This is a genomic window from Margalitia sp. FSL K6-0131, from assembly GCF_038008735.1.
GTDB lineage: Bacteria > Bacillota > Bacilli > Bacillales > Bacillaceae_C > Margalitia > Margalitia shackletonii.
Window position 1 is genome coordinate 2,191,936 of the sequence record NZ_JBBOZS010000001.1, and the last position, 12,334, is coordinate 2,204,269.

The window sequence follows — 12,334 nt, forward strand, 5'->3', positions numbered from 1 at the left end:
TCTGTTTAAGAAAAGCCCTGAAACTAATACAATTTTAGTTTTTTTGTGCAAAGAGCGAAAAGCAATAATATATACGAAAACAGCCCTAATAATATTGAGGTGACAATGTCTTGTTACAAGAATTAACCATTAGAAACTTTGCGATTATTGATGAGTTAAACTTATCGTTTGATAAAGGATTAACAACGATAACCGGAGAAACCGGTGCAGGTAAATCCATAATTATCGATGCCATTCATTTACTTGTCGGCGGAAGAGGATCTGTAGAATTTATCCGTCATGGGGAAAAAAAAGCCGAAATCGAAGGACTTTTTACCATTCAAAGCAATGAACATCCATGTATAGAGCGAGCGCGTGAATTTGGCATCGAAATAGAAGAAGGGATGATGGTTCTTCATCGTAATATTTCCACTAACGGAAAAAATGTTTGCAGAATTAATGGTAAGCTCGTTACTATTTCTGTATTGCGGGAAATAGGGAGCACATTAGTGGATATTCACGGTCAGCACGAGCACCAGGAATTAATGAATGAATCGTTGCATTTACATCTGCTTGACCAGTATGGGAAAGCGGACATTGAAAAAGCTATAGCTAATTACAGTGAAGTTTATAAAAATTATGAACAAACATTATCTCGTTTAAAAAAGCTAAGTGAGAACGAACAACAAATGGCTCATCGGTTAGATCTAATTCAATTTCAGCTGAAAGAAATACATAATGCAGATCTTCGGTTAAATGAAGATGAAGAACTTTTGGATGAAAAAAGAAAGCTGATGAATTTTGAAAGATTATTTGATGCGTTAAAAACAAGTTTCGACGCGTTGCAAGGAGAACAGCGGGGACTTGACTGGGTGAGTTTGTTAATGAGTCAAATGGAAACTGCAGCCGAACTAAATAAGGAATACGAGCCGATGCTTGAAGCGGTATCAAACTGCTTTTATACACTTGAAGATATTACAAGAAATTTAAGTGATGAGCTGGACAAACTAGAATTCCAACCTGATCGCTTAAACGATATTGAAAGCCGTTTAAATGAAATAAATCAATTGAAACGCAAATATGGACAATCCATACAAGGAATATTAGAGTATGGTGCGAGAATAGAAGAGGAAATTGAAACGATTACCAATCGTGAAAGTCACATCCAAAAATTACAAAAAAGTTTATCCACAATGCAAAAGGATTTGTTCCTCGAAGGCAAACAGTTAAGTGATTTACGGCATATTTGGGCAAAAAGACTGACGGAAGCTATTTCAAACGAATTAAAGCAGCTTTACATGGATAAAACTATTTTTGAAGTTAGATTCCATCAAAGCGCAGAGAATTTCTTGGACATGCAAGATATTCCTTTCAGAAAAGATGGTTTAGATATAATTGAGTTTTATATTTCAACAAACCCTGGAGAACCTTTGAAACCACTTGCAAAGGTAGCCTCTGGCGGAGAACTTTCCAGAATGATGCTGGCATTAAAAACGATATTTTCTAAACATCAAGGAATTACTTCCATCATTTTTGATGAAGTGGATACTGGTGTAAGCGGTCGTGTTGCCCAGGCTATCGCAGAAAAAATACATCAAATTTCTACGAATTCACAGGTATTTTGTATTTCACATCTTCCTCAAGTAGCGGCTATGGCTGATACCCATTTATTTATTCGCAAGGAAATGGCAGACGGAAGAACAAGAACAAGTGTAAAGCTATTATCACATGATGAAAAAATCACAGAAATTGGCCGTATGATTTCCGGAGTGGAAATTACCGATGTAACGAAGGAACACGCCAAAGAATTAATTGAACTAGCCTATGCAACTAAAGCGACTAATTAATAATAATAAACAAAAGCCATGAAACTTATTTCTAATAGATTTCATGGCTTTTTCCATTCTTGAAAAAATTTTCTAACTTATATAAATTTTTACAATTATAAGCAGGTTATTTAAAGAAAATGTAGAATATTGTTAATAATTAATTTTAAAGGGGGTGTTCTGCATGAAAAAGGTAGTTGGTTCTGCTGCTGGTGCTTTTTTAATTTTAAGTTTATTGTTTTCTTCGACTGCAAGTGCCAGTCCGCCTAACTATGATCGTGATCATGATGGAGGCGGCGGAAATCCAAATTGCAATAAGTATGGCCAATGTATAGCGCCATAATTTATTTATTTCAGAAAAGTACCTTGAATTAGAGGTACTTTTTCTTTATTTATTAAGTGAAATACGAAAAAATAAATAAATATCAATCATCCGTTGTTTCTTATGGTTATTCAATTGTTATTACTATCCATAAAGGGTAGCTTTTTTTCATCAGCTTGTGTTATATTTCGAGCGTTTCAAGGCTAAATTAAAACTGTAGCAATTAAAAAGAAAAAGGCTTATTTCTGCTACAAAAGATAAATAAAAAGATGAAATAAGTGTGGACTAGAAGCGAGGAGAGTGAAAAGTTTGAAATGGGAACTTCTTAGAAAATTGTTAGGTGGATTTCTCCTTGTTTCACTATGTTTTATAGGGTTTTCAAAACCTTTTCAAGACTATCTCCACATTCCAAAAAGTGTCACCCTCATTCAGGGTGATGAAATAAATTTCTCAAAAGCTGCTGAAGTTTCGGCGAATATTAATCCTTCCACGGAACATGTGAATGTACATGAAGAAAAAAATTCTCTTGCGATAAAAGGGAAAAAAGCCGGGCGAGATGAAATACTGTTAGAATTAGCAGGTTTGCCGATAAAAAAAGTTGACGTCAAAGTATTAAAAAATTTTCGAGTCATTCCTGGTGGACAATCAATTGGAGTTAAATTAAATTCAAAGGGTGTGCTAGTGGTCGGGCATCATTTGGTTGATACCAAAAATGGCAAAGTATCACCCGGGGATCAAGCAGGTATCAAAGTAGGGGACATCATCACAAAATTAAATGGTCATACCATTGAAAAAATGTCAGATGTAGCTCCATTTGTTCAGCAAGCTGGGGAAAATGGAACTGCCCTGAAGGTAACTATTCAACGCGATTCTGGAAAATTTAATACAGAAATTGAGCCACAAAAAGATGAAATGGAAAAAATTTATAAATTAGGATTGTATATCAGAGATTCTGCTGCCGGAATCGGTACCATGACATTCATTGATCCGAAATCAAAAAAATATGGAGCATTAGGACATGTTATTTCGGATATGGATACAAAAAAACCAATTGTAGTAGAAAATGGCCAAATTGTAAAATCAACTGTCACATCCATTGAAAAAGGTAGCAATGGTAATCCTGGTGAAAAACTGGCTCGATTTTCATCTGACCGAGAAGTAATTGGTGATATCAAACAAAATAGTCCATTTGGGATATTTGGTAATTTACACAAAGTAATCAAAAATGGTAATTATGATAAACCTTTACCTATTGCCTTATCTGATCAGGTAAAAGAAGGTCCGGCAAAAATATTAACCGTTGTAAATGGTGATAAGGTCGAGGAATTTGACATAGAAGTAGTCAGTACTATTCCTCAAAAGTTTCCTGCAACTAAAGGAATGATCATTAAAGTAACGGATCCTAAACTCCTTGCTAAAACGGGAGGAATAGTGCAAGGGATGAGCGGAAGCCCCATTATCCAGGATGGAAAATTAATAGGTGCTGTCACTCATGTTTTTGTCAATGATCCAACTTCCGGGTACGGAGTTCATATTGAATGGATGTTAAACAAGGCCGGGATAAACATTTATAATGAGAAAGAAAAAGCAAGCTGACAGAGCCATCTCTTCAGCTTGCTTTTTTTTAATTCCATTTTCATATTTAAAATGCTTAACGCCATAGTTAATTTTTTGTAAAATATGTTATGATAAAAATAAAGATTTTTCGACAAAATTAACATATTGTATCGAAAACGGTCGAAAACGAGAGAAATTTAAAGAAAACAAAAGAAAAACTTATTTTTTTGGGAAATTTTCAATAAATAGAAGGATTTTAAATGGAATTGTCGAAAATGTTTATAGTACAAAATTGAAAAGGGATTAAAACTGAGGAGGAAACTGCTAGTGAAGAAAATTAAAGTATTTGTAGTGGATGATAACCGAGAGTTAGTTTCATTATTAGAGGAATTTATTTCTTCTCAAGATGATATGGAGATAACTGGTGCAGCCTATAATGGCCAAGAATGTTTAGAATTAATTGAGGATGCTGCTCCAGATGTACTTATACTAGATATTATCATGCCTCATTTAGATGGACTAGGCGTATTGGAAAAAATCAAAGAATTAAATCTATCCTCTTTGCCTAACGTGATTATGCTGACTGCCTTTGGACAAGAGGATGTAACGAAAAAGGCTGTTGAACTTGGTGCATCGTATTTTATTTTAAAGCCATTTGACATGGAGAATTTAGCAAATCAGATACGTCAAGTAAGTGGAAAAGGAAGCTCTGTTATAAAAAGAACATCATCATCCATTAGAACTTCCGGTGAAACAAAAACGAAAAATTTAGATGCAAGTATCACAAGTATTATTCATGAAATTGGTGTGCCTGCCCATATCAAAGGCTATCTATATTTACGGGAGGCTATCTCCATGGTATATAACGACATTGAGTTATTGGGATCTATTACAAAGGTACTTTATCCAGATATCGCGAAAAAATACAACACTACTGCCAGTCGTGTGGAAAGGGCTATTCGCCATGCAATAGAAGTTGCTTGGAGCCGTGGCAATATCGATTCCATTTCCTCCTTATTTGGATATACTGTTAGCATGTCTAAAGCAAAACCAACAAATTCAGAATTTATCGCAATGGTTGCGGATAAGTTACGGTTAGAGCATAAGGCAAGTTAGGAATAAACAAAAAACAGACTCGAAAAGAGTCTGTTTTTTTGTTTTTGGAAATTAGTTTTTTTGAACGTTAGCAGCTTGAGGTCCGCGTGCTCCTTGTTCAATGTCAAAAGTTACTTTTTGGCCTTCATCAAGTGTTTTATAACCTTCGCCTTGAATCGCTGAGAAGTGAACGAATACATCGTCTCCGCCTTCAACTTCGATGAAGCCGAAACCTTTTTCGCTGTTAAACCATTTTACTGTACCTTGTGTCATTTTATTTCCTCCTAGTGTGTAAACACACAATGTATTACTATCCTTGCTCAAGTGATATTAGGCGATAAGTTATAACACTTTCTCTTTCCTTACATACCGAACAAAAATAATTCCCTTTAAGAATATCAGTTTATGCAAAAATAAGCAAGTATGACGTAGTTACTATGACTTGAATTTTAACAAATGAAAGTATATATTTTTTAAAACAATAATTTGGAATTTCTTCATGTTCATTATTCAAACCATATAATAAAATGTAGGAAAGAAAAAATGTTAAGGATGTGACAGCATGACTCTTATTTTTGCTCACCGTGGTGCAGCCGGTACATATCCAGAAAATACAATGGATGCATTTATCGCAGCAGAAAAAAGTAATGCCGATGGGATTGAACTAGATGTTCAACTTTCAAAAGACGGTGAGATTGTAGTCATCCATGATGAAACGGTTAATCGAACCACGAATGGAAAAGGATTTGTTAAAGATTATCTTTTAAAAGATTTGCAAAAGTTAAATGCCAGTTACCAGTCAAAAAGTCTTAAAACTTTATTTAAGGCACCACATATTCCTTCATTAAGGGAAGTTTTCGAATGGATGAAAACAAATAACCTCTTATGCAATATTGAATTAAAAACAGGGAAAATCGAATATCCCTTAATAGAGGAAAAAGTCATTCAATTAATTCGGGAGTATCATTATGAAGAAAGGATTATTATTTCTTCCTTTAATCATTATTCGATTATCCATTGTTACCGTTTGGCACCTGAAGTCGAAATCGCGCCATTATATTCAGATGGGCTGTTCATGCCTTGGATATACGCTTCCTCTATTCATGCTAAAGCAATCCATCCGAATTATAAAATTGCACCGGATGATATCATTACTTCTGCAATGGAATATGGAATTCAGGTTCGTCCCTATACGGTAAACAAAGAAAAGGATATCAATAGGCTTTTAAAGCTGTCCTGTTCTGCTATTATTACAGATTTTCCAGAAGAAGCAATTCAACTAAGAAACGCTTATACAAAATAAAAAAATCTGCATATCTAAAATGCAGATTTTTTTGTATAAGCGCAAGCAGCCATCGGCTAGCGGCGCTTCCTTTTTTTTTATTACACTTTTTTACTGAAACGTTTTTGTACTTTATTACGCTTCCGATCACGATGGAAAATGAAACCGGCAATAAAACCAAGCCCACCGACAAAGAAAATAAGGCCCACTAAAAACTGTAGCCATAAATATGGAAATGGATGTTGTAATATTCCGAACAGCATATCCCTCATTAATTTTATACCGATTGCTGCGAAAATGCCGGGTATTACTAAAATAAGCAGCGCAATTAATCGAATCATCCTAAAAACTCCTTATTATTCACCTGGGTTGTTTTTGTATAGATTATAGTTTTTTGTAATTTGTTTTAAATCTTAAATTAGCCTTAGTTTCGGGCATTTTTTCTTAAAAGGCTGCCCTGCTTAAGTCGACTACGGAAGGCTAGAAGATTTTCTCACAAAAACAACGAAGTTTAAGAAAAGAGCCTTACCTAAGAAAATGATATATTACTGATTAAATTTGTCAAGTGAACACTTTTTTCTTACAATAGAAATATGAAAAATATTGCAATTTTAGGAGGAAAAAAATTGCAAAACGTGTTAGTGGTAGGTGGCGGTAAGGGTGGAACTGCTATTTTAAAAATATTTAAAAATAGTCATGATTTTAAGGTAGTTGCGATTACAGATCCAAATGAAAATGCTATTGGAATTAAACTTGCAAAAGAATATGGAATTACAGTCGGAAAGGACTGGAGAACTTTTATTAACAATCCCATTGATCTCATTGTAGAAGTAACTGGAGAGGAAAGAGTCTATCGGGAAATTCATGAAAAATGTAAAAAGGATACTATACTCATTCCGGGAAGTATTGCATTTCTCATTGCAAAATTACTAGATGAAAAAGAGGACTTAATCAAAAAATTAAAGGATGAATCCTATAAACATCAACTAATTTTAAATTCTACAGATGAAGCAATGGTTGTGATCGATAACGAGGGGACTATTATCTTCTTTAATCGCAGTGCAGAGCGAATGACAGATGCGACTATGTCAGAGGCAGTGGGCAGCCATATATTGGAGATTATCCCAAACAGCCAGCTATTAAGGGTCATTCAAACGAGAAGAATCGAAGCAAACCAAGAAACGGAATTAAAGAATGGAAAAAAAATTATTACAACTCGTATTCCAATGATAACGGATAACAATGAGATAATTGGAGCGATTGCTGTTTTTAAAGATGTTTCGGAAGTTGTTTCTCTTGCTGAAGAAATTACGAATCTAAAAGAAATTCAAACCATGCTGGAAGCTATTATACAATCGAGTGACGATGCCATCTCTGTAGTGGATGAATACGGGCGGGGGATATTAATTAATCCTGCATACACACGTATTACTGGATTAACGGAAGAACAGGTCATCGGTCAGCCTGCAACAGCAGATATCTCTGAGGGAGAAAGCATGCATTTTAAGGTTCTCCAAACAAGAAGACCAGTGCGTGGTGCAAAAATGCGGGTAGGCCCTATGAAAAAAGAAGTAATAGTAAATGTGGCACCTATTATTGTAAATGGAAAACTAAAGGGGAGTGTAGGTGTTATTCACGATGTCACGGAAATCCAATCTCTTACAAAAGAGCTTCATCTTGCAAGACAAATCATTCGAACACTGGAAGCAAAATATACATTTGCCGATATCATCAGCCATTCAGAAGAAATGAATATTTCCGTAGAACAAGCAAAACTGGCAGCAAAAACACCTGTAACGATTCTATTAAGAGGAGAATCTGGAACGGGGAAAGAATTGTTTGCTCACGCTATACATAATGCAAGTGATAGAAGATACAATAAGTTTGTTCGCGTAAATTGTGCAGCGATTTCTGAATCGTTGTTGGAAAGTGAATTATTTGGATATGAGGAAGGTGCTTTTTCTGGAGCTAAAAGAGGCGGCAAGAAGGGTTTGTTTGAGGAAGCAAATAATGGCAGCATTTTTCTTGATGAAATAGGCGAATTAAGTATCAATACCCAAGCAAAATTGTTACGTGTTCTCCAAGAAAATGAGATAATACGCGTTGGTGGTACAAAACCTATTCCAATTAATGTTCGAGTCATTGCTGCGACACATGTTAATTTAGAAAAAGCTATTGCAAACGGGTCCTTCAGGGAAGATTTATATTATCGGTTAAATCGGATGCCCATTCAAATACCGCCATTACGAAATAGAAAAAAGGAAATTCCGTTTTTATGCGATCGTCTTATTCAAAAAATTAATCGTGATTATGGAAGAAATGTAGAAGGAGTAACACCAAAGGCCATGAATGTTTTAATGGACTACGACTGGCCTGGCAATGTCCGAGAGCTTGAGAATATTTTAGGTCGTGCTATTATTTTCATGGATTACAGTGAAATTAATATAGATGTTAAACATTTAGTTTTTTTATCATCCGATAAAAACCTACATACTGCTTCATCTAATATTCATGTGAAAAATAAGGAATTAACACGGATGGTTGAGGATTTTGAGAGTCAAGTTATAAAAGAAACATTGGAAAACAATAATGGAAATAAGACTGCTACAGCAAAACAATTAGGAATTTCATTAAGAAATCTTTATTACAAATTAGAAAAATACAATCTTGCAAACAATGACATGCAATAATTTTCATGGTATGAATTTTTTTGCGCATTCTATAAGAAGTTTTTGGCAAAAAACTTTACCAAGAAGTTTTCACGAGAATTAGATGTTTTAGGGGTTTTTATCAATTTCGACAATGATAAATGAATGTTGGTACGATAATTGCATATTAAAAAAATGTCGTAAAAAATGATGCAAAAGGGGTTGAAGCAGCAGGAATGGATTTAGACCAATTAGTAAATAAAGCAACCCAAAACGAAGAGGCTATTGTGGCTGTAGCGGTCGCCGAAGATATTGAAGTACTCGAAGCAGTTTCTTTAGCCATTCAAAAGAAAATAGCAAAATTTATCTTGTTTGGTGATTCTAATCAAATTCATTTATTATTAAAGAAGCATGCACCACATCTTCTTGAGTTAGATGATATTAATATTAAACATGTAGATTCACCTCAAGAGGCATGTACAAAAGCTGTCATGGCAGTCAAGAACCATGAAGCTAATGTTCTAATGAAAGGGAATGTTGCGACATCCACTATTTTAAAGGAAGTTTTAAATAGGGATTATGGATTAAGGACTAGTAATGTTCTATCACATATTGCTGTTTTTGAAATCCCAAGCTATGATCGTTTCATCCTTTTAACCGATGCCGCCATGAATATTGCTCCTAATCTCGATCAGAAAGAACAAATAGTGCAAAATGCTGTAAAGCTTGCTCATGCTATTGGAATCGATAATCCGAAGGTTGCTGCTTTAGCTGCAGTAGAAGTGGTTAATCCGAGCATGCAAGCAACAATTGATGCAGCTGCATTAAGGGAAAGGAATATAAATGGATCCTTAAGCGGCTGTCGTATCGAAGGGCCATTAGCACTCGATATTGCTGTTTCTAAAGAAGCAGCAATGCATAAAGGGATTGAAAATGATGTGGCAGGTGCTGCGGATATTCTGCTTGTTCCAAATATTGAAACAGGTAATGCACTTTATAAATCATTGATTTATTTTGCTAATGCACAAGTCGGTGCTATGATTGCTGGAGCTGCAGCACCAATTGTTTTAACATCACGATCTGATAGTGCAATAAGCAAGCTCAGATCTCTTGCTTTAGCAATCTGTTCAACTAAAAAATGATAAAAGGGGAATGAACAATGAAAATTTTTGAATACATGGGAAAATATGATTATGAACAACTTTTATTTTGTCAAGACGAACAATCAGGATTAAAAGCAATTATCGCTATTCATGATACGACTCTTGGGCCAGCATTAGGTGGGACAAGAATGTGGACATATGAATCTGAAGAGGCGGCAATTGAAGACGCACTCCGTTTAGCTCGCGGTATGACTTATAAGAATGCTGCTGCAGGGTTAAACCTCGGTGGAGGAAAAACGGTTATAATAGGTGATCCAAGAAAAGATAAAAACGAAGAAATGTTTCGTGCTTTCGGACGGTTTATTCAAGGTTTGAACGGACGGTATATTACAGCGGAAGATGTTGGTACAACCGTTGCTGATATGGACCTTATTCATGAAGAAACAAATTTCGTAACAGGTATATCACCAGCATTTGGTTCTTCGGGAAATCCATCTCCAGTTACTGCTTATGGTTGCTATGTCGGGATGAAGGCTGCAGCAAAAGAAGCATTTGGAACTGATTCATTAGAAGGTCTTACTGTTGCAGTACAAGGTGTTGGTAACGTTGCTTTTGAAATGTGCCGTTATTTACATGAAGAAGGTGCAAAATTAATCGTAACGGACATTAATAAAGAAGCGGTAGGACGTGCGGTAGAACAATTTGGCGCAAAAGCAGTAGATCCAAATGAAATTTATGGTGTAGATTGTGATATTTTTGCACCATGTGCACTTGGAGCAATCATAAATGATGATACGATACCGCAAATAAAAGCAAAAGTTATTGCAGGTTCTGCCAATAATCAATTAAAGGAAACTCGTCACGGTGATCAAATCCATGAAATGGGCATCGTATATGCACCAGATTTTGTTATTAATGCCGGTGGAGTAATCAATGTTGCTGACGAGCTTTATGGATATAATCGTGACCGTGCAATGAAAAAGGTTGAAGGTATTTATAATAGCATTGAAAAAATTATTGAAATTTCAAAACGCGATGGAATTCCAACATATGTAGCGGCAGATCGAATGGCAGAGGAAAGAATTGCGAAAGTTTCTAAGTCAAGAAGCCAGTTCTTATTGAACAGCCGCCATATCTTAAGCAACCGTGCATAATTTGTAGAAACTACGCCTCACTTCTAGCTTCTCTTCTGTGGTATAGGCAGATGCCTTAAGCCCGTTAAATGGCTAAAAGTGTGGCGTTTCTTGCCTAATATAAAGCAACTTAATCTGAAGTCCAATGGAATTTTAAGAATATAGAAAACGGCTGCGTTGCCTATTTCTTTAAACCCAACCTCTAACTTCTAATTTGTAGAAGGACGCGAGAGCGCTTTTATAGAACATCAAATGGAGGTAACATTTTTGTCTTTATCAGGTGCTAATTTCAGAATACTTGTTATTAATCCTGGATCAACTTCTACTAAAATCGGTATTTTTGATAATGAACATTCTATTTTAGAAAAAACAATTCGCCACAAAACAGAGGAGATCCAACAGTTTGAAAATGTAATCGATCAATATGAATTTCGCAAACAAACTATATTGGAAACTTTAGATGAAGAAGGCATTAATATATCCAAACTAAATGCTGTGTGCGGAAGAGGCGGACTACTCCGACCTATTGAAGGTGGTACCTATTCTGTTAATGAAGCGATGCTCGAAGATTTACGAATTGGTTATTCCGGACAGCATGCCTCTAATCTTGGTGGAATTATTGCCTATGAAATCGCTAAAGGATTAAATATACCATCTTTTATTGTAGATCCTGTCGTTGTAGATGAATTAGAACCACTTGCAAGAATATCAGGGTTTTCTCTTATCGAAAGAAAAAGTATTTTTCATGCATTAAATCAAAAGTCTGTTGCTAGAAAAGTAGCAAAACAATTGGGGAAAAATTATGATCAACTTAATTTAATCGTCGTTCATATGGGTGGCGGGATTACAGTAGGAGCCCATAGAAACGGAAGAGTGATAGATGTTAATAATGGTCTTCATGGGGAAGGTCCATTCAGTCCCGAAAGAGCAGGTACAGTTCCTGCAGGCGATCTTATTGACCTTTGTTTTTCCGGCGAGTATTATCGAAATGAGTTGACAAAGAAATTAGTAGGCGGCGGCGGTCTTGTAGGCTATTTAGCTACAAATGATGCTGTGAAAGTGGAACAAATGATTGCTGATGGAGATGAGTATGCTAAGCTCATTTATGATGCAATGGCCTATCAGGTAGCGAAAGAAATTGGCGCTGCAAGTGCTGTATTAATGGGAAAAGTCGATGGGATTGTTTTAACTGGAGGTTTAGCATATGGCAAATCTTTTGTACAATCTATAAGTGAATATGTCAGCTGGATTGCCGATGTCATTATTTATCCAGGAGAAAACGAGCTCCAAGCATTAGCTGAAGGTGCCTATAGAGTACTAAATGGCGAAGAAACTGCAAAAGATTACCCAGGAGTTATGGAAAAAGCATTATAAAAGGAGGAGCACCAT

Annotated in this window: 11 protein-coding genes; 9 read left to right on the forward strand and 2 right to left on the reverse strand. The window is 35.6% G+C overall.

The genetic code is table 11. From position 1 onward, the window contains the following. Positions 1 to 110: 110 nt before the first annotated feature. The 4 genes from recN (at position 111) to spo0A (ending at position 4,800) form a co-directional block, all read left to right on the forward strand. Positions 111 to 1,826, forward strand: a complete 1,716-nt coding sequence (recN, locus tag NSQ59_RS10630) for a DNA repair protein RecN (protein WP_055739326.1) — start codon at positions 111 to 113, stop codon at positions 1,824 to 1,826. 163 nt (positions 1,827 to 1,989) lie between these two features. After that, the gene (locus NSQ59_RS10635) at positions 1,990 to 2,148 is read left to right on the forward strand and encodes a hypothetical protein (RefSeq protein ID WP_161809225.1); all 159 of its coding nucleotides are present in this window, start codon (positions 1,990 to 1,992) and stop codon (positions 2,146 to 2,148) included. A gap of 279 nt (positions 2,149 to 2,427) precedes the next feature. Beyond that, positions 2,428 to 3,723 (forward strand): SpoIVB peptidase, encoded by a 1,296-nt coding sequence (gene spoIVB, locus NSQ59_RS10640; RefSeq protein ID WP_437177100.1) that lies wholly within the window; start codon positions 2,428 to 2,430, stop codon positions 3,721 to 3,723. A gap of 288 nt (positions 3,724 to 4,011) precedes the next feature. Then, on the forward strand, positions 4,012 to 4,800 hold the full coding sequence (gene spo0A / locus NSQ59_RS10645) for a sporulation transcription factor Spo0A (protein ID WP_055739328.1): 789 nt from the start codon (positions 4,012 to 4,014) through the stop codon (positions 4,798 to 4,800). Between the two features lie 51 nt (positions 4,801 to 4,851). Here the strand turns inward: spo0A and NSQ59_RS10650 are convergent, their stop codons facing one another. Further along, entirely contained in the window at positions 4,852 to 5,052 is a 201-nt protein-coding gene (locus tag NSQ59_RS10650; protein WP_055739329.1) for a cold-shock protein, read from the reverse strand. A 289-nt stretch (positions 5,053 to 5,341) separates the two neighbouring features. On the opposite strand from NSQ59_RS10650, the gene NSQ59_RS10655 reads away from it, so the two are divergent. After that, on the forward strand, positions 5,342 to 6,082 hold the full coding sequence (locus tag NSQ59_RS10655) for a glycerophosphodiester phosphodiesterase (protein WP_055739330.1): 741 nt from the start codon (positions 5,342 to 5,344) through the stop codon (positions 6,080 to 6,082). Between the two features lie 80 nt (positions 6,083 to 6,162). Here the strand turns inward: NSQ59_RS10655 and NSQ59_RS10660 are convergent, their stop codons facing one another. After that, entirely contained in the window at positions 6,163 to 6,402 is a 240-nt protein-coding gene (locus NSQ59_RS10660; RefSeq protein WP_055739331.1) for a DUF2627 domain-containing protein, read from the reverse strand. Between the two features lie 285 nt (positions 6,403 to 6,687). Here NSQ59_RS10660 and NSQ59_RS10665 point away from each other — a divergent pair, with 285 nt between their 5' ends. From NSQ59_RS10665 to buk, 4 genes are all read left to right on the forward strand, one after another. Beyond that, a complete protein-coding gene (locus NSQ59_RS10665) occupies positions 6,688 to 8,751 on the forward strand; it encodes a sigma-54 interaction domain-containing protein (protein WP_126648944.1) in 2,064 nt (687 codons plus the stop codon). Between the two features lie 194 nt (positions 8,752 to 8,945). After that, positions 8,946 to 9,851 carry a phosphate butyryltransferase gene (gene yqiS, locus NSQ59_RS10670; protein WP_126648945.1) on the forward strand — a complete coding sequence of 302 codons (906 nt, stop codon included), beginning with the start codon at positions 8,946 to 8,948 and terminating at the stop codon, positions 9,849 to 9,851. 17 nt (positions 9,852 to 9,868) lie between these two features. Beyond that, complete coding sequence (gene bcd / locus NSQ59_RS10675; protein WP_055739333.1) at positions 9,869 to 10,966, forward strand: branched-chain amino acid dehydrogenase; 1,098 nt, start codon at positions 9,869 to 9,871, stop codon at positions 10,964 to 10,966. A gap of 231 nt (positions 10,967 to 11,197) precedes the next feature. Continuing rightward, complete coding sequence (buk, locus tag NSQ59_RS10680; RefSeq protein ID WP_126648946.1) at positions 11,198 to 12,319, forward strand: butyrate kinase; 1,122 nt, start codon at positions 11,198 to 11,200, stop codon at positions 12,317 to 12,319. The last annotated feature ends 15 nt before the right edge of the window (positions 12,320 to 12,334 follow it).

Coding starts and splice junctions, on each gene's coding strand:
- bcd (WP_055739333.1), top strand. CDS start 9,869: ATGAAAATTTTTGAATACATGGGAAAATATGATTATGAACAACTTTTA.
- NSQ59_RS10650 (WP_055739329.1), bottom strand. CDS start 5,052: ATGACACAAGGTACAGTAAAATGGTTTAACAGCGAAAAAGGTTTCGGC.
- NSQ59_RS10660 (WP_055739331.1), bottom strand. CDS start 6,402: ATGATTCGATTAATTGCGCTGCTTATTTTAGTAATACCCGGCATTTTC.
- NSQ59_RS10635 (WP_161809225.1), top strand. CDS start 1,990: ATGAAAAAGGTAGTTGGTTCTGCTGCTGGTGCTTTTTTAATTTTAAGT.
- buk (WP_126648946.1), top strand. CDS start 11,198: ATGGAGGTAACATTTTTGTCTTTATCAGGTGCTAATTTCAGAATACTT.
- yqiS (WP_126648945.1), top strand. CDS start 8,946: ATGGATTTAGACCAATTAGTAAATAAAGCAACCCAAAACGAAGAGGCT.
- NSQ59_RS10655 (WP_055739330.1), top strand. CDS start 5,342: ATGACTCTTATTTTTGCTCACCGTGGTGCAGCCGGTACATATCCAGAA.